Annotated in this window: 20 protein-coding genes and 1 riboswitch; of the genes, 11 read left to right on the top strand and 9 right to left on the bottom strand. The window is 69.6% G+C overall.

The window, feature by feature from the left end; translation table 11 throughout:
* Window positions 1-93: 93 nt before the first annotated feature.
* Window positions 94-1,875, bottom strand: coding sequence for a glycoside hydrolase family 15 protein (locus ACYVLP_RS03425; RefSeq protein WP_460625918.1), 1,782 nt, complete (start codon window positions 1,873-1,875; stop codon window positions 94-96).
* Window positions 1,876-1,981: 106 nt separating this feature from the next.
* Here ACYVLP_RS03425 and ACYVLP_RS03420 point away from each other — a divergent pair, with 106 nt between their 5' ends.
* Window positions 1,982-3,037, top strand: coding sequence for an SDR family oxidoreductase (locus tag ACYVLP_RS03420; RefSeq protein ID WP_460625917.1), 1,056 nt, complete (start codon window positions 1,982-1,984; stop codon window positions 3,035-3,037).
* Window positions 3,038-3,324: 287 nt separating this feature from the next.
* Here the strand turns inward: ACYVLP_RS03420 and ACYVLP_RS03415 are convergent, their stop codons facing one another.
* Entirely contained in the window at window positions 3,325-3,960 is a 636-nt protein-coding gene (locus tag ACYVLP_RS03415; RefSeq protein WP_460625916.1) for a DedA family protein, read from the bottom strand.
* A 293-nt stretch (window positions 3,961-4,253) separates the two neighbouring features.
* On the opposite strand from ACYVLP_RS03415, the gene ACYVLP_RS03410 reads away from it, so the two are divergent.
* Together ACYVLP_RS03410 and ACYVLP_RS03405 are read left to right on the top strand one after the other, a co-directional pair.
* Entirely contained in the window at window positions 4,254-5,315 is a 1,062-nt protein-coding gene (locus tag ACYVLP_RS03410; protein ID WP_460625915.1) for a cytochrome P450, read from the top strand.
* 194 nt (window positions 5,316-5,509) lie between these two features.
* Window positions 5,510-5,872 (top strand): hypothetical protein, encoded by a 363-nt coding sequence (locus tag ACYVLP_RS03405; protein ID WP_460625914.1) that lies wholly within the window; start codon window positions 5,510-5,512, stop codon window positions 5,870-5,872.
* A 22-nt stretch (window positions 5,873-5,894) separates the two neighbouring features.
* Here the strand turns inward: ACYVLP_RS03405 and ACYVLP_RS03400 are convergent, their stop codons facing one another.
* A complete protein-coding gene (locus tag ACYVLP_RS03400; RefSeq protein ID WP_460625913.1) occupies window positions 5,895-7,820 on the bottom strand; it encodes a CheR family methyltransferase in 1,926 nt (641 codons plus the stop codon).
* Window positions 7,813-8,847 (bottom strand): chemotaxis protein CheB, encoded by a 1,035-nt coding sequence (locus tag ACYVLP_RS03395; protein ID WP_460625912.1) that lies wholly within the window; start codon window positions 8,845-8,847, stop codon window positions 7,813-7,815. The genes ACYVLP_RS03400 and ACYVLP_RS03395 overlap by 8 nt, the downstream gene beginning before the upstream one ends.
* A 130-nt stretch (window positions 8,848-8,977) precedes the next feature.
* On the opposite strand from ACYVLP_RS03395, the gene ACYVLP_RS03390 reads away from it, so the two are divergent.
* The 3 genes from ACYVLP_RS03390 (at window position 8,978) to ACYVLP_RS03380 (ending at window position 11,920) form a co-directional block, all read left to right on the top strand.
* The gene (locus ACYVLP_RS03390; RefSeq protein WP_460625911.1) at window positions 8,978-9,496 is read left to right on the top strand and encodes a hypothetical protein; all 519 of its coding nucleotides are present in this window, start codon (window positions 8,978-8,980) and stop codon (window positions 9,494-9,496) included.
* Window positions 9,497-9,659: 163 nt separating this feature from the next.
* Window positions 9,660-10,379: a GAF and ANTAR domain-containing protein gene (locus ACYVLP_RS03385; RefSeq protein WP_460625910.1), complete on the top strand. Its 720-nt coding sequence runs from the start codon at window positions 9,660-9,662 to the stop codon at window positions 10,377-10,379.
* A gap of 230 nt (window positions 10,380-10,609) precedes the next feature.
* Entirely contained in the window at window positions 10,610-11,920 is a 1,311-nt protein-coding gene (locus ACYVLP_RS03380) for a ferredoxin reductase family protein (RefSeq protein ID WP_460625909.1), read from the top strand.
* A 301-nt stretch (window positions 11,921-12,221) separates the two neighbouring features.
* Here ACYVLP_RS03380 and ACYVLP_RS03375 read toward each other — a convergent pair whose 3' ends face one another.
* Window positions 12,222-13,148 carry a YncE family protein gene (locus ACYVLP_RS03375; protein WP_460625908.1) on the bottom strand — a complete coding sequence of 309 codons (927 nt, stop codon included), beginning with the start codon at window positions 13,146-13,148 and terminating at the stop codon, window positions 12,222-12,224.
* A 288-nt stretch (window positions 13,149-13,436) separates the two neighbouring features.
* Window positions 13,437-13,513, top strand: a riboswitch (Fluoride riboswitch).
* A 69-nt stretch (window positions 13,514-13,582) separates the two neighbouring features.
* Here ACYVLP_RS03375 and ACYVLP_RS03370 point away from each other — a divergent pair.
* The 3 genes from ACYVLP_RS03370 to ACYVLP_RS03360 are packed head-to-tail and all read left to right on the top strand — an operon-like array spanning window position 13,583 to window position 14,987.
* Complete coding sequence (locus ACYVLP_RS03370; protein WP_452271509.1) at window positions 13,583-14,128, top strand: universal stress protein; 546 nt, start codon at window positions 13,583-13,585, stop codon at window positions 14,126-14,128.
* A complete protein-coding gene (locus ACYVLP_RS03365) occupies window positions 14,119-14,616 on the top strand; it encodes a fluoride efflux transporter FluC (protein WP_460625907.1) in 498 nt (165 codons plus the stop codon). The genes ACYVLP_RS03370 and ACYVLP_RS03365 overlap by 10 nt, the downstream gene beginning before the upstream one ends.
* Window positions 14,616-14,987: a fluoride efflux transporter FluC gene (locus ACYVLP_RS03360; protein ID WP_460625934.1), complete on the top strand. Its 372-nt coding sequence runs from the start codon at window positions 14,616-14,618 to the stop codon at window positions 14,985-14,987. Before ACYVLP_RS03365 ends, ACYVLP_RS03360 begins: the two co-directional genes overlap by 1 nt.
* A gap of 50 nt (window positions 14,988-15,037) precedes the next feature.
* On the opposite strand, the gene ACYVLP_RS03355 is transcribed toward ACYVLP_RS03360, so the two are convergent.
* A complete protein-coding gene (locus tag ACYVLP_RS03355; protein ID WP_460625906.1) occupies window positions 15,038-15,511 on the bottom strand; it encodes a pyridoxamine 5'-phosphate oxidase family protein in 474 nt (157 codons plus the stop codon).
* Between the two features lie 109 nt (window positions 15,512-15,620).
* On the opposite strand from ACYVLP_RS03355, the gene ACYVLP_RS03350 reads away from it, so the two are divergent.
* Window positions 15,621-15,887, top strand: a complete 267-nt coding sequence (locus ACYVLP_RS03350; RefSeq protein ID WP_460625905.1) for a BON domain-containing protein — start codon at window positions 15,621-15,623, stop codon at window positions 15,885-15,887.
* Between the two features lie 183 nt (window positions 15,888-16,070).
* Window positions 16,071-17,966: a hypothetical protein gene (locus ACYVLP_RS03345; RefSeq protein WP_460625904.1), complete on the top strand. Its 1,896-nt coding sequence runs from the start codon at window positions 16,071-16,073 to the stop codon at window positions 17,964-17,966.
* Window positions 17,967-18,143: 177 nt separating this feature from the next.
* Here ACYVLP_RS03345 and ACYVLP_RS03340 read toward each other — a convergent pair whose 3' ends face one another.
* From ACYVLP_RS03340 to sqr, 3 genes are read right to left on the bottom strand one after another with little or no spacing between them, the layout of a single operon-like run.
* Window positions 18,144-18,656: a DsrE/DsrF/DrsH-like family protein gene (locus ACYVLP_RS03340; RefSeq protein ID WP_460625903.1), complete on the bottom strand. Its 513-nt coding sequence runs from the start codon at window positions 18,654-18,656 to the stop codon at window positions 18,144-18,146.
* Window positions 18,656-18,970 (bottom strand): TusE/DsrC/DsvC family sulfur relay protein, encoded by a 315-nt coding sequence (locus ACYVLP_RS03335; RefSeq protein WP_460625902.1) that lies wholly within the window; start codon window positions 18,968-18,970, stop codon window positions 18,656-18,658. The genes ACYVLP_RS03340 and ACYVLP_RS03335 overlap by 1 nt, the downstream gene beginning before the upstream one ends.
* Window positions 18,971-18,991: 21 nt before the next feature.
* Window positions 18,992-20,239, bottom strand: a complete 1,248-nt coding sequence (gene sqr / locus ACYVLP_RS03330) for a type III sulfide quinone reductase, selenoprotein subtype (protein ID WP_460625901.1) — start codon at window positions 20,237-20,239, stop codon at window positions 18,992-18,994.
* Window positions 20,240-20,345: the final 106 nt, after the last annotated feature.

Genomic DNA, 20,345 nt, shown 5'->3' with positions numbered 1-20,345 from the left:
CTCAAGCGCTACATCGCCAGAGACCTATACCGCCAACTCGAACACGCACCCACCACGCCTTGACGAACCATAGGAGCGTCCAGCTGGGGGCGGCTATGCCGGTGGATCCGCGGCCAGGACCACTGCGGACTCCAGCAGCAGCGCGTGCACGAACGCCTGCGGGAGGTTGCCTCGGATCTGGCGCTGGACGACGTCGTACTCCTCGGCCAGCAGGCCGGGTGGGCCGCACGAGGCGCGGTTGCGCTCGAACCAGCGCGCCGCCTCGACCATCCGGCCCTGCTGGTGCTCGGCGAGGGCGGCGATGAACCCGCACAGCAGGAAGGCGCCCTCGGCATCGGCAAGAGGCCCGTCGTCCTGACGGAACCGGTACAGGTAGTAGTCGTCGGCGAGCTCGTCGAGGACTGCCATAAGGGTCGCCTCGCTGCGTGGGTCGGACAAGGGCACGGCCCCACGGACCGCCGGCAAGAGCAGGGCGGCGTCGACGCGGGCGTCGTCGGGGGCGCGCTGCCAGCGCCCCGAGGAGTGCGTGCAGTCTGCCCGCACGGACGTGAGGATCCGGTCCGCGAGCGCGCTCCAGGTCGCACTCTGCTGGCGCGGCGCATGGCGTGCGACGGCGCGGAGCCCGGCGACGCAGCTCAGTCTCGAATGCGCCCAACGGTGGTCGTCGAGCTCCCAGATGCCGGCGTCCGCCTCGGGCCAGCGGTCGGCGACGGCCCGGGCCGCGACCTCGACTGCGGCCCATCCGTCCCGCTCGAGGTGGTCATGCTGTGCAGCCGCAGCGAGCAGGATCAGTGACTCTCCGAAGGCGTCGAGCTGGAGCTGGTGGCCCACCTTGTTGCCGACGATGTCAGCGCCGCCGGGGTATCCGGGCAGGTCGATCCGTTGCTCGTCCGGGATCGGCCCGCCGCGGACGGTGTAGGCAGGGGCCAGCTTCGCGCCGTCGCTGAGCAGCCGTTCGGTGATGAAATGCGTCGCGTCGTCGAGCAGCGGGTGCGGTCCGAGGCTTGCCACGCCCACCCCGGCATACGCCTGGTCGCGGATCCACGCGTAGCGGTAGTCGTAGTTGCGCCCGGCTTCGGCGCGCTCCGGCAGGGACATCGTCGCGGCTGCGACCATCCCGGCCCCCGGCGTGGTCAGACCGCGCAGCACGGCATACGCATGGCTGGCGTCGCCGTCCGCCATGGTGCCGGTGATCTCGGGAACCGCTGCGCGCCAAGCCCTCTCGGTCTGCTCCCACAGCATGCGGGGATCGGGCAGGTTTCGCGGCAGCGGCTGGTCGGACAGCTCCAGGACGAGATCGTGGTGCCCGCCATCGGGCACGTCCACGATGGTGTGGAGGGCTCCGTCATTGTCCAGCCGGACTCCCTGCCCGGCCCCGCTCCAGCGCATGCGGATGGGTCCGACGCGCGCGGTCCAGGTGCCCCGGTCGTCGACGTGGACGTCGGACGCGACGGCTTGGCCGAAGCCGGCCCGGGCGTCGAGGGTGACGCTGACCTGGGCCGCCCCGTCGACGGCGCGTACGCGTCGCAGGACGACCGTGCGGTGCTCGTCGCCCGGGTACGCCAGCGCCTCTCGGCATTCGACGAACTGGTGGGTGGTGGTCCAGCGGTCGTTCCAGATGAGCGTGTTCGCGTCGTAGTAGCCGCCCCAGACGAACGGGGTGTCCGTCGGAGTCACGGCATAGGTCCCCTCGCCCGCGATGAGGGTGGAGAACACCGGCTCCGAGTCCCAGTCGGGCACACACAGCCACGCGATGTCGCCGCGGGGTCCGATCACGGCGCCACGCCGGCCGTCTGCGACGAGGGAGTACTCCCGCAGGACATGCACCGAGGCGTCGATGCGATGTCCGGTTGGCTCGCGGGTCGATCGGCTCACACCAGGTGCCTACCCGCCCTGACGACTCTGCACACGCGGGGCCGACCGGCCTCGGCGTTTGTTCCGAGCGCCGGCCGGGTACCCGATCGGGAAAGGAGGTATGCCCATGCAGCCAACAGACAGTGCCCGGTCGGGCGAGCGCCGTCCACGTGTCGTCGCCGTCACGGGTGCGTCCGGCGGGGTCGGCCGCGCAGCCGCGGTCGAGTTCGGTCGCCGTGGCGACCGCGTCGCACTCGTCGCCCGCGGAGAGGCCGGACTGGACGAGGCCGCGCGCGAGGTCGAGGCGGCCGGGGGAACCACGCTGGCCGTGCCCGCCGACATGGCCGACGACGCACAGGTCCGGGACGCGGTCGCGCGCATCGAGGACGTCCTTGGCCCGATCGACGTGTGGGTGAACGTCGCCTTCACCTCGGTCTTCGCGCCCTTCGACCAGATCAAGCCGGACGAGTTCCGTCGCGTCACCGAGGTCAGCTACCTCGGGTACGTCTTCGCGACGATGGCCGTCCTGCCCGGGATGAAGGAACGCGGCAGCGGCACCATCGTGCACGTCGGGTCCGCGCTCGCCTACCGCGGGATCCCGCTGCAGTCGGCCTACTGCGGCTCGAAGCACGCTATCCAGGGCTTCCACGAGGCGCTGCGGTGCGAGCTGCTGCACGACCGGAGCCCCGTGCGCGTCACGATGGTCCAGCTTCCGGCCGTCAACACCCCGCAGTTCACCTGGGTGCGTTCCCGCCTGCCCCGCCGTCCGCAGCCGGTGCCGCCGATCTACCAGCCGGAGGTCGCCGGTCGAGCCATCGTGTATGCCGCCGACCACCCGCGTCGACGGGAGTACTGGGTGGGCGGCAGCACGGCTGCGAGCCTGATCGCCAACGCTGTGGCGCCCGGGCTGCTCGACCGCTACCTGGCGCGAACGGGCTATGACTCACAGCAGACGTCAGAGCCACGCGACCCGGACTCGCCCGAGAACATCTTCGAGCCGGCCGACTCCGGCCAGGACTTCGGGACGGACGGGCGGTTCGACGACCGAGCAGAGTCGCGCTCCGCCCAGGTGTGGGCGTCGCAGCACCACGGCGCCCTGGGCGTGACCGGGGCTCTGGGCGCGCTGGCGGGCGGCGCTCTCCTGCTCGGCCGGGCGCTCCGGCGTTCTCCCCGGCATCGGTGAACCAAGCAGCCCGATCCGCGAACGGGGTTGATCGGCATACGCACGGGGTAGGCGGACCGCATGAGCGTCACGCCCGTCCACACCCGCACACTCCCGCCGCGGCAGACCATCCCGCCGATTCCCGAGCGTCCCGTCGGACCACCAGAGCCGGGGCCGGGGCCGAATCCGATGCCAGGGCCAGGTCCGGATCCGGTGCCGGACCCGTTACCGGTGCCGGGGCCAGACCCGGTTCCGGAGCCGCTTCCGCCCGGGCCGGGGCCGGATCCGATACCCGGGCCGGCCTGGCCTCAGTGACCGCTGCTGCGCGCCCGGCGGTGACGCCACCACTCGACCGCTACGGGAACGAGGGACAAGGCCACGAGGCCGATGACGACGATGTCGATGCGGTCCTGAAGCACCGGGAAGCTCTGCCCGAGGAAGTACCCGAGCAACGTCAGGACCGTCACCCAGAGCGCGGCCCCCACCGCCGACCACGCCAGGAAGCGCCGGCGGTCCATGCGGCTCACCCCCGCGACGACGGTGACGAACGTACGGACGATCGGGACGAAGCGTCCGAGGACGAGCGCCTTGCTGCCGTGCCGCTCGAAGAAGCTGTGTGACCGCTCCAGATGCTCGGCCTTCAGGACCTTTCCCGACCGGCGGTAGAGCGCCGGCCCGGCAGCACGCCCGATCTCGTACCCCGCGGCGTTGCCCAGGATGGCCGCCACGAAGAGCAGCACGATCGCGACGAGCAGCGACAGGTGCAGCTTGTTCCCCGCGATGAAGAGGCCGACAGCGAACAGGAGGGAGTCACCCGGCAGGAACGGGAAGAGCAGTCCGCATTCGATGAACACGAACGCCGCACTGACCCAGATGAACGCGCCTCCGAAGCGCGTCAGGAGCGTGGCCGGGTCGAGCCAGCTCGGGCCAATGGCCTGGATCATGTCGGGCCGTCCCTGTGGTCAGGTGCGGACCCGGTGTGGTGTGTGGACATGGTCCCTCCTCGGTCGGGACAAGGCGTTCAGTCCTGCACCTACCCCGAATGCCGCCGACCCACGCGCGGGTCGCTGACGATCGATCCCGTTTCCGATGACCGGCATCGGGTAGGTGAGGCGCAACCACGTAATGGACGGGAGCACGCCGTGCCCGATGTCGTCGACCTCGTCATGAACGACCACCGCGAGATGGAGCGTCTTTTCGACCTGTTTGCGACGGACGAGGAGTCCGCCGAGGGCCGATGACCATGCGCACGGACCGGACTCTCGACCTGCTCATGGTCCAGCGGCGCGTCGACGTGCTGCTCCGGCGAGCCGACCTGCTGCTCGCGCAGGCACTGGACGCCTGGCAGGCCTCGGGCCGGGGCTGCGTCTACGACACCGCGGTGGCGGCATACGGCAGAGCAGTCATCGGTTGGGCCGGGATCGAGGAGCGCCCCCAGGCCGAGCTGCGCCGAGCCATCGGCATGGCGCGCATCGTCGACGGCTTCGGCACTCCTGGCCTCGCGTACGCCACGGCATACCGGCAACGCATCGTGTGCGACAGGTGGGCCACGCGGCTGGTCACCGAGGTCCGAGACGGCACGCGCACTCCCCCGCCGAGCTCCGTTCTCGAGCGCGTCGCCAACCAGACCGACGAGCACGGCCACCTGCTGGACGCTCACACTGCCGGAATCGAGCTGCTCAACATCCTGCGACCGGCGGTCGCGGTCGCGAGGCTCGCATCGTTCGCCGCGGTCGAGCTGCTGCAGCACCCGGACTGGCGGGACCGCCTGCGCGACGAGGTCGGGGAGCGCGGCGACACCCTCTCCGGGCCGCTCGCCACGGCGTTCGCACAGGAGGTTCGCCGCCTCGCCCCGTTCGTGCCCATGCTTGCGGCCGTGACATCACGGCCCACGACGTATGCCGGTGTCGCCGTCCCTGCGCGACGCCGGGTGCTGCTCGACGTCGTGGGGACCAACCGCGACCACGCCTCATGGGCGCAGCCGCACACCTTCGACCCGACGAGGTTCCTCGGCACTGGGGCAGAGTGGAGCGACCATGACGTCCCACAAGGGGGTGGCCGCCCCGAGAGCGGTCATCGCTGCCCCGGCGAGCTCGTCACCGTAGGGTTGCTCTCCCTCACGGCATCGCGGCTTGCCCTGCTGGACATCAGCCCGTCCAACGGCCAGGACCTCGGGTGGTCCTGGCGGCGACTGCCCACCATGCCACGCTCAGGCGTGGTCCTGGACGTCAGTCCGGCCGACGCCACCGTCGACCGCGGGCGCCTCGTCGACCAGTCGCGGCGCTCCGTGGCGCCCTGACTCCCTTACCTGACCAACCACTGGCTTGCCTCCCAGGGCGGGCTCGACCTGTTCCGAAGCAGGCTGGGCTCGAGGAGCTACGTCTGGCCGCTGTCCGTGGGGTCTGCCCGGATGCTCGGCGGCGTCGCCCGGCCAGGCCCGGGCGACATTCGGTAGCCGGGCTGTCGGCCAGCGCGGAACACTAGACTGGGTGAGTGGATCAGGCGGCCCGCGCGGCAGCCGAGGCCGCCGGTGAACGGGCGCGACAGCTAGCCGAGCGGCGTGAGCGACTGCTGTCCGGCGCAGGCTCGACCGATGACGATGTCCGTGAGGCGACCCTCTCGGCCGCGCTCTCGCTGTGGAGGGCGAAGTCCGCCCACATGCGCTCGGGCCTCGCGCACGACCGGGCGGCCATCGCGCACGATCGGGCGGCGGCCGCCAAGGAGGCACAAGCGATCCGGGCGACCGAGCCGGACTCCACAGTCCTGCTCGCGGAGGCCGAGGCGCACCGCCGGGCGGCCCGGGATGACCGCGAGGCCGCCCATCGGGACCGCAGCCTCGCCGCCGAGGAGGACTAGCTCGAGCCTCCTGGACGCGCCGTCAGTCTCTGGGCTCGGCGTCCATCACGAGGAGCACGCCGGTCGACGTGCCGCGTGACAGGAGCGGCGCCACGGTGATGCTGAGGCCCACCGGTCGCCCGCGACGGTTGATCGCGTCGATAGTGAGGTGCTGGGCCTGGTCCGAGTCGTTGAGGACCGATCGAAGCATCGGCTTCAGAGCATCCATCGGAAGGCCGAAGTCCAGGCTGAGCAGATGCGAGCCGACGGCCTCGTCGGCACGGACGCCCCAGAGCTCGTGGGCGTTCTTGTTCCACGTCTGAACCGTGAACTCCCGGTCGAGGACGATGACGGCCGACTTCATGCTGCTGAGGATCGACTCCATGAAGTCGTTGAGCTGGCTCAGCTCACCGCTTCGGTCGCGCAGCTCCTCGTTGGCTCCCTGGAGCTCGTCGTTCATCGACTGGAGCTCCTCGTTCATCGTCTCGAGCTCCTCGTTGGTCGACTGGAGCTCCTCGTTGGTCGTCTCGAGCTCCTCGACGGTGGACTGGAGCTCCTCGTTCGTGGTCTCGAGCTCCTCGTTGGTCGACTGGAGCTCCTCCGAGGCTGCCTGCAGCTGCTTCGTGGTCTGTTCGAGCTCGTGGTGCACCTGCTGGTATCGCGTCACGTCCGCGAACGTCAGCAGCGTGCCGGCATACCCCTCGCGGAGGTCGACGAGCGGCACGAGCTCGATGTCGACGTAGAGCTCGGCCTCGACCTTGTTCCAGCGAACCCCACGCACGCGTCGCGGCTGGCGGCTCTCGCGGGTCTCCTGCAGCAGCGACCGGAGCTCGACCGGCCGGAACGAGAGGTCGAGGTCGAGGAAGCGGCGGCCGATGTCCGAGTCGGCGAGCTTCGTCAGGGCCTTCGCCGACTCGTTGATCATGGCGAGAGTGCCATGGCTGTCGATGACCAGCTGCGCCACCGGTGCGGCAGCAAACGCGTCGCTGCGCAGGCTCTGCAAGGCATCGGGCACGGCGAACCGCATCACCGGGGCCGCGTGGCGGGCGATGAGCTGGGGGTCGACGGCATGGACTGTGCCCCGACGGAACAGGCGCCGCTTGAGGTCGACCGGGATGAACGTGTCGGTGTGGTTGAGCAGCATCTCGGCCTTGCCGAGCAGCAGCGTGCCCTCCGGCTTCAGGGCGAAGGCGAGCCGGGACAGGATGCGGGACTGCGTCTCCGCGTTGAAGTACATCAACGTGTTCCGGCAGGTGAGCAGGTCGATCCTGGAGATCGGCGCATCACGGGTGAGGTCGTTGCGCCCGAAGATCACCGAGCGGCGCAGGTCCTGACGGAACACCATCCCTTGGGGACCCGCCTCGAAGTACTTCTCGCAGAGCTCATCCGGGACGCTGCGCATCTCGCGCTCGGTGTACGTGGCCGCCCGGGCATAGGCAAGGGCGTCCTCGTCGACGTCGGTGGCGTAGATCTTGACGCGCTCGCGGAACTGCTCCAGGCCCATCGCCTCGGTCAGCACCATGGCGAGGCTGTATGCCTCCTGGCCACCGGCGCAACCCGCGCTCCACACTCGGATCTCGCGGTCGGCCGTCTCCAGCAGGGCCGGGACGATGCGGTTGCTCAGGTGCTCCCATGAGTCACGGTCCCTGAAGAAGCTCGTCACATTGATGAGGATCGTGTTGAACAGCGGGATGAACTCGTCCGGATTGACCTCGAGGTAGTCCTGGTACTCGACGAACGTGTCGAAGCCGACTGCATGCATCCGGTGTCGAACGCGCCTGAAGAGGCTGGGGCGTTTGTAGCCGGTGAAGTCGAAACCCCGGACGTCCCGGAGGTACACCAGCAACCGCTCGAACACGACGCCGTCGGCCGACAGCTGGTCGGCCTCAGCCGACTCGAGCGTCACCGCGCCGTCGCCCTCGTCCGGGCTGCCCGTCAGCTCTTCCGCCTGCTCGTTCGTGTCACTCATCGATCAGCTCCACCGTCATGTCGGGCCGTGACTCGATCAGCTCCCGGACCTTGCCGGCTGCATCGAGGGCGTCCGATGCCTGCGTCTCGAACCGGCGCGCGGTCAGGGCACTCCCGCGCTCCGTTGCCCGTTCCGCCAGCTGCGCTGCCAAGGCCGCCTTCTCCTCGAGCGTGCGCAGGGCGATCCAGAGAGCCGTGTCCAGCTGGACCGACTGCTCGCCGAGCAGACCCTTGGTCGTCCAGGCATGACCCACGCGACAGCGATATCGGGTGACGCCGCCCTCGACGATCTCGAACAAGGTGCCCCCGCAGTCGGGGCAGGAGAATCCAGCGGCAGTCCCTGGCCGGTCCACAGAATCCATGGCAGCATCCTCCAACTGGGCCATGTCCGTCTCGGCTCTGAGCAAGGCCGAAGGGGGCGCGACCACCGGCGCCGCGAAGTCCTCCCTGCACAGGTCGTTGAGCAGCCTCCCGATCTCCGAGGCACGCGCCACATGGTCGGGCTCGAGGATCGACAGGACACTCTGGGGCATCTCGGGGTAGAGGCAGTCGGAGGGATCCTGGACGATCGCGATTCCTCCGCGGTTCTTGATGGTCCACATGCCGGCGGCGCCGTCGTCGAGCACCCCGGACAGCTCGATACCGATCACCCGGTGTGCGAGGGCGCGAGCCGCCGAGCGGAAGAGGACATCGATGGCCGGGCGATGACCGTTCTCGCGGGGGCCCAGCGTGGCGCGAACCTGGGAGTCGAGGACCACGAGGTGCCGGTCGGGCGGGGCCACCAGAATCTCCCCCTCGACGAGCTGCGCGGCGTCGTCGACATGCCGCGCCGGCAGCGGCCCGGACCGCTCGAGGATCCGTGGCAGCACGCTGCGCCCGTAGGACGGGACGTGGAGGACCACGATGACCGTTGCCGGCAGGTCCGGCGGCAAGCTGGCGACGAGCGCGCGCAGGGCTTCCACACCCCCTGCGGACGCGCCGACAACCACCACATCGCGCCGGCTGCGGGACGGATCCTGGATCGTCATCATGCTCCTTGTCGGAGTGCACCACGCCCCACCGCGGACCGCTTCTGCTGACCTTCTCAGCCTAGTCCCGCGCACGGGCTGTGGGCAGGCACGCACTGCGTGCACCGGCCAGCTGGGCCATACTGGGTCGATGGGGTCGCTTACCAGCGGCACAGGGGCACTGGGTCCAGCCGCAACCGCCGCGTTCGAGCGTGCTGTCGAGTGCCGCAACCGCCTCGCGGAGCTCGAGGGCGGCAAGGTCGTCAGCCGGTTCGAGCACGTCACACGAGCGAACCAGCGACTGGCCGAGGCGATCGAGCGCGCTCGAGCCGCCGAGGAGCGCCTCGGCAACCTGCAGAACCGGACCCGGGTGCACCGGGCCCTGCGGCGCGCCGGCTTTCCCCTGACCAACCAGCCGCCGGCCTTGCCGGCACGGCTCGCGCCGGCGTCCGCTGTCACACCACTGGCCCATGACCTGCTCGACTGGGTCAGTGAGGGCTCGGTAGGCGTCCACGACCTCTGGCTCGCCTTCCTGGCGTACAGCGGGGAGGTCTCGTTCATGGAGTTCGACGCGTATCTGCACGGTGCCTGGTCGATGTCAGAACGCGACCGACAGGTCCTCGACCAGGTCTGCTGGGAGCACTCGCAGTTCGGCACGTCCACGACATAGCCACCGGCGGGGATGTGCCCAGCACGCACAGGCCTGGCGTGACCCCGCGGGTGTAGCCTCAGTCAAGGGCACAGTGGTCTGACGGTGCGGGACCGGCCGGTAGCCACCGACGAGCGAGCTCAAAGCGCTGGGTAACGCTCGCCCGCCGAGGAGGCCACATACCGTGACGTCCGTTCTGCGAACCACAGACCCATCGCCCACCATCTCCCCGCCTGCGCCCCCGCACCGGTTCGGCGGGCCGGACAGCATCAGGGCTGTCGAGACAGCCCTCGCCACGAGTGCTGAGGCGATCCCGGGCGTCGAGCATGTCGCCATCGCCCTCGTCGACGATGACGGCCGGCCACGCACCATGGCCGCCTCTGACGACCTCGCCCGTCACCTTGGCGAGATCCAGCTGACCCTGAACGAAGGTCCACTCATCGATGTGCTGTCCCGCTCGACCTACGAGATGGTGGCCATGCGTGAGGCACCACCCGACCGGTGGGTCGAGTTCATCCCGCGGGCCCGAGCGCTGGGCATGACGGTGGCCGTCGCGATCCGGCTGACGTGGGAGGGCCGCGTCATCGGCGCCCTGTGCATCTACGCGTCGAGGTCGGCACACATCCGTCCCGAGACCGTTGCCATGGCCGAGACCTTCGCGTCCCATGCCTCCGCGACCGTGATGCTGGCCAACAAGGCCGAACATCTGGAGCTGGCCATGCACACCCGGCAACGCATCGGACAGGCGGTCGGCATCCTCATGGAGCGCTACCACCTCGATTCCGACTCGGCGTTCAGCTACCTTCGCCGGATCTCCCAGAACGAGAACGTCAAGGTGCGAGACCTGGCCGACGAGCTCGTCACGGGAGGCCGCCTCCCCGAGGAGCCTGAGCCGGCAGCCTGAGCGAGGTCAACGCCCGAATCTGCGTCGAGCGAGCGCCCCGTCACAGACGGACCCCGCGCCCCGGCTGGGGCTGCCGGGGCGGTGGGGTGGGAGGTGGGGTCGAGGACGACACCCCCGCGCGGCCGGCGACATGCACGATCATGCGCTCCACGGACCCCGGATGAGTGGCCCGTATCAAGCACAATGGGTCGGGTGCACCCAGGCTCCCCCGGACCCGAGATGAGGTCGTCATGACGTCGGTCGTGCGTGGGATCGCCTGGCTGGGTGTGTTCATCGGGATCTGTGTGGCGCCGCTCGTCTTCGCACTGATGAGCACCGACCGGCCCGGACAGGGCTTCTGGACCGACTTCTCCGTGGCGCTCGGCTTCGTCGGGCTGGCCCTGATGGGGATCGAGTTCGCTCTCGTGGCCAGGGTCCGGTCCGTCGCGGAGCCCTTCGGCACCGATGCGGTGATCGACTTTCATCGTCAGATCGGCTACACGGGCCTGGTCTTCGTCCTCGTCCATGTCGCACTGTCCGCCGACTGGAGCCAGGCAAACCCGTTCACGCCGAGCAACACGCCAGCCCTGGTGGTTGTCGGTGCCATCGCGGCGGGCGCTCTCGTCGTGCTCGTCGCCACCTCCGTGTGGCGCCGTCGGCTCCGGCTGTCCTACGAGGTCTGGCAGGTCCTGCACACCGTCCTGGCAGTGGTCGCCGTCGTGGCCGCGCTTGTCCACATCCTGCTCGTCGACTACTACGTCGACACCGTGTGGAAGCGGGCGCTATGGGCGGTCATGACAGGGGCATTCGTCGGGCTGCTCGTGTGGGTGCGAGTGCTTCGTCCGCTGCGGCTACGTCGACGCCCCTGGACGGTGGACAGGGTCACGCCGGAACGTGACCAGACGACGGTGCTCACCCTGCGCCCGGACGGCCACGCCGGGATGCGGTTCGAGCCCGGCCAGTTCGCCTGGATCAATGTCGGCCGGTCGCCGTTCGCCGTGACGTCGCACCCGTTCTCCTTCTGCTCGAGCGCCGAGACGCCGGGCAGCATCGAGGTCGCCATCAAAGCCGCCGGCGACTTCACGGCGAACGTGGCAACCGTGACACCCGGGACCGCGGTCTACGTCGACGGCCCGCATGGCGTGTTCTCGATCGACCAGTACGAAGGCGCCGGCTTCTGCCTCATCGCGGGCGGGGTCGGGATCGCGCCGGCCCTGAGCATGCTCGAGACGCTGGCCGACCGCGGCGACGTCCGGCCAGTCCTGTTGTTCGCGGGCAACCGCACCTGGGACACCGTGATCGTCCGCGACCGCGTGGACGCGCTCACTTTCCGCCTCAACCTGACGGTGGTGCACGTTCTCGAGGAACCGCCGCCCGAGTGGACGGGCGAGACCGGGTACCTCGACGACGACATCCTGGCCCGGCACCTGCCCCCTGGTTTCACACGGTTCCAGTTCTTCGCGTGCGGCCCGACCCCGATGCTGGCCGCCGTCGAGAGTGCTCTTGTCGGCATCGGCGTCCCGCCCGACCGCATCCACACCGAACGTTTCGACTGGGTCTGAAACAGGCCGCCTGCAACGAGGAGGAGCACGTGCGTCACGTCTACCTGAACCGGATCGCCTTGGCCACCAGCGTGATTCTCGTGCTCGCCTGTCTGGCCTTCGCCGCCGTCCAGAACTGACAGGGCCGCGCTCGGAGCAAGAGCACGCCGACACCGGATTCATCGAACGCCACATCAAGGCTCGGCACTGCGGCCCGGAAAGGACGCCGGCGGCATACACCTCGGGATGCATCAGCAGCGACGCCGCCGGCGACGCGACGTGGCTGATGACGAGTCCGGACTCCAGGTCGCGCGGCTAGCGGTCACCACCGCTCCGGCGATGGAAGCCGTGCGAGCGTGCCGTGACCCTCGTTGGCCCACAACGCTCCCCCGCCACTCGCAGCCTCGAAGACATACTCGGCGCCGGACACCTCCACCGCGCGGTCCGGACGTGCCGCGCCTGAGAAGTGGACGAACCGGTTCGTGAGGGGCAGCCATATCCCCCTGTCGGTGACAAGGGGCATCCCCGGCTCCGCCCCGAGGTCCACGACCGAGGCGGTGCCGGTCCTGGTGTCGATCCGCGCGAGCAGGGTCGTGCAGTCCGGCACCCAGAGGACCGAGCCCGAGGCCGCCATCGCCTTGACACACAGCTTCATCGAGGCGGGCACCTTCACGCGAGGCCCCACGGCCCGCGTCTTGACGTCGATCGCGATGATCTCGTGGGTCGAGTAGTCGCGGACCCACACCTTGTCCCCGACGAGCAGCGGCTGGGACGGACCGGTGCCGCTGGGCGCGCTGACCTTCACGGTGCCGACCGTCTTGCCCGTGGCGGCATCGGCGATCGTGACGGTTCCCTTGGTGTAGTTCGAGATCCAGAGACGGTCGCCCTGGATGGCCACGCCTGACGGCGCCTCCTCGTGGACCTCCCAGAGCTGCTTCTGGGATGCGGGGTCGTAGCGAGCAACGACACTCCGGCCGAACGAGTTGGTCACGAGCACGTGTCCGTGGCCGTAGCTGGTCTGGGCGGGCAGGCGGTTGATGCGGACCGCCTTGTTCGTCGTCGGGTCCATGACCGCCAGGCCTTCCGCGGCCGAGGCCCAGACCCTGTCACCGGCCACCGAAAGCCTTGTCACGAAGTCGAATCCGGTCTTGACCACGGCAAGGGGCTTCACCAGTCTCACTGGGAGGCCGCTGGTGTCGAGCCGCTCGACGCCGGATCCCGACTCGGTCGTCGCGCTCGTGGGTGACATGCGCGTGGACGAAGAGGGTGCGACTGACGATCCACCCGGGGAGGGAGCCGCGGCGCATGCCGACACCCCGAAGACGATGAGAGCGGCTCCAGCGCCCGCTGCCGCTCGACCGGCCGAGCGGGCAGTCCTCCTTCGAGCAGACAGACGACGTATGCAGTGTGGCTGGGTCAGGTTGGACGCGCGCATGGCTGCCTCCGTGGCTTCCGAGGTGCAGTGGCACCTTCGACGGTCGCCGTAAGAACGGTCACGCGCATCTGGCGAATGCCTTACGTCAGGCCCGCCGGTATCGTGGTGCGCGGCGATGGATCCCGCCAGGACACCGGTGGTGTCCGAACCGCCGACCGGCTGATGGTTCCTGTTCATCTGCGGCCAGCGGTGGTCGCGCACGATGGGCAGGCATCCGTGCCCATCACCGAGTGTCTGGAGACTCACCGATGGGCGACGAGCGCGTGCCACCGCAGCCGCATCCCTCGCGACTGACCGACTTCGCAGGTCACCCGCTCGTGGTGGGCGTCGTGCCCGACCAGCCACCGATCGTCGCGCTGACGGCCGTCACCCTGGCACGCGCGACCGGAGCGCCAGCGCTCTACTTCGCCTACGTCGACGGCTCACGCTACCCAGACGTCGAGTTCGAGGATGGCACCGTCCGGCACCTGTCCATCGACCCCGACATCGACGACGAGCTGTGGCCCGAGCGGGAGGCCGCGCTGGTCCAGATGGTCACTGAGTCGATGGCGGGACAGGAGTTCCCCTGGCACTTCCGGTATCTCGCGGGCCGGGTCGACCGCGCCCTGACTCACTTGGCACGCGCGGTCGACGCCGCGGCATTCGTCGTCGGCACTCACGTGGGACGCCACCACCGGGTCGCCGACTTCGTCAACGGGTCCGTGTCGATGCAGCTGTCGCACCGGCAGCACCGGCCGGTGCTCGTCGTTCCCGTCAGCGTGGTCGACTGGGAGGGACGGGCGCCGTGGGAGTGAACGACGGTGGTGCCGACCCTGACCAGGTGGAGGCGCACGCGCCAGCCAGGCATCGGACCCCGCACCGACACCCGGGGCTGATCGCGCTCATCTTCGTCGGCGGAACGCTCGGCACCTGGTGTCGCGCTGTCCTCGAGAACGCCGCACCCGCGGCTCCGGATGGGATCCCGTGGGTGACCCTGGCGATCAACGTCTCCGGGTCGCTGTTGCTCGGGCTCCTGCTCGAGACTCTCGCCAGGACCGGTCCCGACTCCGGCTGGCGTCGCGGGGCGCGGCTCGCGCTCGGAACCGGCGTGCTGGGCGGATTCACGACCTACAGCACTTTCGCTGTCGAGACCGTCCAACGGCTCACGCCTGCAACGCATTTCATCGGTCTTGGGTACGCGGTCGGTAGCGTCGTCCTCGGCGTCGGAGCGGCTGCCGCGGGCTACGTCGTCGCACGTCGCGTCGGACGGCATTCTTGGGTTCGACCGGAGCCCCGCCGGTGATGCTCCTGCTCGCGCTCGCCGGCGGACTCGGTGCTGTTGCAAGGTTCCTCGCCGACGCCCTCATCGCGCGACACAACCCGTTCCGCGTCCCGTCGGGAACCATGCTCATCAACGTCACCGGGTCGCTGCTGCTGGGCCTGCTCACCGGCCTGCTCACGTTGAGAGCGCCGGATTCCACCGACGCCACCGTTCGGGCGGTTCTCGGCACCGGGTTCTGCGGCGGGTACACGACGTTCAGCACAGCCTCCGTAGAGACCGTTCGACTGTGGATCGCGGAAGGTCGCAACACTGGACTGGTGTATGCCGCCGCGACCCTTGTCGGGTCCGTGGCGGCGGCGGGCGCCGGGCTCGCGATCGGATACACGATCTGACGGGCACGAGCGCGTCCGGCCCTGTCACACGAAGGACACGCCCCGGCGGGTCACGGAGCCGGCTGGATCGGACCGGCTTGGGTGTGGATACGGCGGCCGGTCACGGCGCTCGGCCTGATCCTGATGAAGCGCGCCTTGCGGCCCTCCTGCCACGGCGTCAAGGGCAGCTCCATCGCCTCGATCACCTCGTCCATCTCACGGATCTCGGCACCGACTCCGCGCACGACGACACTCCACACGACGGAATACGTCGGGTCGTGGCCGTCCACCTCGAAGGCGACGGGCCGCCCCGCGGCAGCCGACAGCTTCCTCCCGCTGTCGGTGCGAAACACGATCGTCCCGTGGTCGACGACGTAGTTCACCGGAAAGACGTCCGGCTCGCCCTCGACAACGACCGCGAGCCGCCCGAACGGGCACTTTCGCAGCAGGTCCCAGCAGACGTGCTGGTCGAGCACCTCGGTGAGGGCGGGTGTGCCGGGGTGAGCTTCCTCGCTTGCGTCGCCCTGGTGCATCTGGTCGACCATGCCTCAGGATTTCGGGCTGGAAGTGGGCCCGACAGGGTCGAAGGTCCCGGCCGCGCGAGCGGGACCTTGGACCCTGGCACGACACCTGGCCGACGCCGAGCCTGGAGGTATGAGTCAGACCCTTTATGACGACCTCGGGGCACCTGTCGCCGAGGAGCTGAGCTCGACCGGATGCGTCGAGGCCGCGTCACAGGTCCGAAAGGCCCTGGCGCGCCACGCCCACCTCGACGCCAACACCATCGAAGTCGGGTCGAGGGGCACCGAGATCACCCTGACGGGCACGGTGAAGTCCTGGGCCGAGTCGAACCAGGCCTGCCATGTCGCGTGGTCCGTGCCCGGCGTGACGAAGGTCGTCAACCTCCTGCGCGTGGTGTGAGGCCCACGCGGACCGCCGCCCTTCAGCACGAATGGTCAGGATCGCCCGGGCAGCACCGGCGTGCAGCTGGCGGCGATCACCGATGCGCGACGTTGACCGATGGGAACGTCATCCACAGCTGCCGTGAGCGGGTTGCCTCTGAATCGAACACGTGTTCGAATGGTGGTGCGGAAGGAGGGGCGCATGCCACCGTTCACCTACGACCTGCTGACCCGGTTCAGACACGAGTTCGTCATGCGTGGGGCCGGGCTGACCACCCCGGACGCGCGCCGGCGCTCGGCGGCGGCGTGGGCCGACCAGACGCTGGCTCAGCTGATGGACGAGTGCCGCGACCTGGACGTCCCGGACGACCTCGGGCCTACGGACGAGCCGGAGACGTTCGCGGCGGCGGTGGCGGGTGAGCTGGCCGCGTTCGAGCTCACCGAGCATGCGAAGGCCGTGGCCGACGCGCGTCAGCTCGACGCGCTCGCTCGCATGCACGCCACATTCACGGCCGAGCTGGACGCCCGGCACGCCCAGACCTGGCCCGACCGGACTCCGCTGACCGTGCACGAGGCCGTCGTCATGGAAGTCGTCGCGGCCACCGGGCTGGGCGAGTCCGACGTCGCGCTGCGGCTGGACCTGGCGATCGCCCCGGCGTCCCGGGCCGGGTTCCTGCGCGAGCAGGTCGCCCTGGGCCGCACCACGATGGCCCGCGCCACCCAGGTCGTGCACGCCACCCGCCACCTCGACGACCAGCACGCCGACACCGTGGCCCGCGCCGTGCTGGCCCCGACCCGAGACGGCACCGGCCTCGCCGGCGGGCTGTTCCGCCAACGGCTGCGCCGGGCCGTGATCGCCGCCGACACCGACCACGCGGCGCTGCGGCGGCGGGCCCGCGACCGGATCGGCGCCTTCGCGCAGGTCCACGACGACGGCACCGGCACCCTGACGGTCACCAACGACGCCGAGAAGATCGTGGCCGCCATCGACCGAGCCGACACCGCCGCCCGCGGTGCCCGCGCCGGCGGCGACCCCCGCACCCTGGACCAGCTGCGCGCCGACTTCCTCACCGGCGCAGCCATGTTCGCCGGCACACCCGACACCACCGCGCCACAGACCACCCCGTCCAGCAGGTCGAGCACGACCACCCCGTCGAGCACGTCGGGCACGTCGGGCACGTCGGGCACGTCGGGCACGTCGAGCACGTCCACCAACGGATGGTCCACACCGCCGGGAACGGCACCGCCGGGAACGGCACCGCCGGGAACGGCACCGCCGGGAACGGCACCGCCGGGAACGGCACCGCCGGGAACGGCACCGCCAGGAACGGCACCGCCAGGAGCAGCACCGCCGGCAGGGCACCGCGACGCGCGCGACGACATGGTCGGCGCCGTCCCGGGCAATGTGGACAGTGACGCGGGCGGCGATGCCGTGGACGACGCGGCCGCTGTGGCGGGCGGTGTCGAGGCGGAGGATGGCGGGTCAGGCGCCGGGTTCTGGCGACGGCCGCCGGCCACGGTCTGGATCATCGTCCCGTTCAGCACCGCCGCCGGCCTGGACGACCAGCCGTGTGAGCTGCCCGGCCACGGCTGGGTCAGCGCCGCCCACGCCCGCCAGATCATCACCACACCCGGCTCGATCTGGCACACCCTCTACGCCGACGCCCCCACCGGCCACGCCATCCGGCTGACCCACCCCGGCTACCGCCCCACCGCCGAGATCGTCCGCCACGTCCGAGCCGTCGACGGCCACTGCCGCGGCCCCGGGTGCACGGTCCCGGCCCACCGCTGCGACCTCGACCACGACATCCCGGCCCCACTCGGGCCGACCTCGACCGACAACCTGTCCGCCACCCACCGCCAGCACCACCGGATCCGCACCACCGGCCTCTGGACCACGGATCGCGACCCCGACATCGGCACCCTCACCTGGACCACCGCCGCCGGACGGACCTACACCACCCACCCCAAAGACTGGCTCGAACACCACCGCGCAGCCGACCCACACTCGTGCGAACCATGCAACGGCCAGCGGCCGGGACCTCAAGGAGAGCCCAGGCCTCCGGATCCCGCAGGCCGTGATGAGCCGCCGTTCTAGCAACAGCGCGCATGTCCGGCGGTGGGCCGGCAGTGGGCCGGCTGAGGTGCTGTCGGCTGGGGTGGTGTCGGCTGGGGTGGTGTCGGCTCGGGTGCCGTCGGACGAGCTCGAGCCGGGTCTGTCCGCTGGCGTGTCAGGGGCGACTGGTCCCCTCACCACGTCAACACGTGGTGCCTGTCAGATGAACAGCAGCTGGGCGCCCTCGGTGAGCTCCATGAAGTCCGAGGCAGAGATGATGCCCTCGACGTCGTCGCGCAGGTCGTCCGCGCCAAGGTGCTGCATGTCCGCCGACATTCGGCATCCCCAGAGGTGGCCGCCCGAGGCCACGATCTGGTCGAGGAACTCGGGCACCACCGGCACGTCGAGCTCGGCGATCGACTTCTTCATCTGGGATGTCGCCAGGTGAGTCATCCCGGGGATGCCGCCCAGGCCTTGTGGCATGTGAGTCGCCGTGTTGCCGAGGGGCGTGAACTTGAGCTCGCCGCTCGTCTTCTTGTTGATGATGTCGAAACCCCAGAACGTGAAGAACAGGTGCGTCTCGATGCCCTCACCCAGGGCCGCGTTGGCGAGGATCAGGCCGGGATATGCCATGTCGAGGTTGCCCTTGCTGCAGATGATCGCGAGCTTGCGGTCTGCAGAGGTCGGGCTGTCGAAGTCAGGCACGACAGGCGTGGCGGTAGCGGTGGTCATCACACACATCCCTTCGGTTTGGGCAGGCCGGCGACGTAGGCCATCTTCTTGGCCGGCTTGCCCGGGAACAGGGTGAAGAGGGTCTTGACCGGGACTCCGGTCTGGGTGCTGGCCCGGCGCAGGGTGGCGGTCTCTCCTTGGGTGGCGTAGTCGTCTCGTAGGAACCGGACGAGCTTCCAGTGCTCGTCCGTCATGGTGATCCCGATCAGGCGGGCCAGCTCCTCCCCCAGCTCGTCACTCCACTGGTCGGCTCTGGTGAGGAAGCCCTCGTCGTTCACGTCGACCTGGTGGCCGGCGATCATCGTGGTTGTCATGGTTTGACGCTCCTTCCTGCGTCAGGCGGCGGGCACCTTCCCCGCCATGGACATGTGGGCGGGCAGTCCCATCGGGCGGCCCGGAAGCAGGACGTGCCAGTACAGGTGCCGGAAGGCGAGCTTGCCCAGGTGGTTCGACCGGCTCTCCTTGAGCAGCGTCATCGGGCCCACCACCGGCAGGGGGAAGGTGCCGGTGAGTGGCTCCGTGTCGTAGTTGAAGTCGAGGAGCAGCGCCTTCCCGCGGCCCGACTCGACGAAGCAGTTGGCGTGGCCGTCGAACGCGTGGCTCATCGGCCGCCCAGCGACCAGCTCCATGAAGTTCTCGACGAAGATCTCGACGGAGAAGTGCGCGACCGAGCCGGCCTTCGAGGTCGGCAGGTTGGCTGCGTCGCCCAGAGCGAAGATCGTCGGGTATGCCGCGGACTGCGATGTGTGCCTGTCGACCGGCACATAGTTGAGTTCGTCACCGAGCCCTGATCGCGCGATGAACTCGGCGCCCATGTTGAGGGGGACGGTGACCAGGAGGTCAAAGGGCACCTCTCGTTCGTCGTAGGAGATGAGCAGCCTGTGGCCCTGGTCGATGCGCTCGACCATGAAGTCGCTCTCGACGCGCACGCCCCGCTCTGAGAGCAGGTGCCCCAGCTCCTGGCTCGCCACCGGCTTGGTGAACGCTCCGTCCAGCGGAGTCACGAAGACGAGCTCGGTGCTCTCGCGTAGTCCGCGACGACGCAGATAGTCGTCGGCGAGAAACGTGAACTCCAAGGGAGCAACGGGGCACTTCAGGGGCAGCTCGGTGATGTGCACGACGAGCCGGCCACCGGAGAATGCTGCGAGCTGACGTCGGAGCGCCATTGCACCCTCGTACGTGTAGAACTCCCCCACCGAGCGATGCCACTCGTCGCCGAGCATGCCGGTCGTCTGGTCCGGTCGAGGTGTCGTGCCGGTGGCGATGACCAGATAGTCGTAAGGCAGCCGGCGGCCGTCGACGAGTGCGACGGTGCGAGCCTCGGGTTCGACCCGGTCGACCTCGCCGAACAGCAGGTTGACGCCGTCCCGGATCAGCGGATGCCGCGACCGACGCACCTTCTCAGGAGGGAGCAGGCCGAAGGGAAGGAAGAGGTAGCCGGGTTGGTAGTCGTGGATGTCGTCACGGTCGACGACCGTGATCTCCCACTCGCTGGCCGGGAGGCGCTGCCGCAGCCTGTTCACGACCATGGTGCCGGCCGTGCCCGCTCCCAGGACCACGAGTGACTTCGTTGTTGTGGTCATGTATCGAACATACCTCTGGGGGTATGTCTGACGCAGTGACGTAACAGACATGCTGGGTGTGACCTCGACGACAGAACGCGTTGCCACACAAGGGTTTTCGAGCTCA

The organism is Intrasporangium mesophilum (genome assembly GCF_054783095.1).
This window is presented reverse-complemented; position numbering and strand designations above follow the sequence as displayed.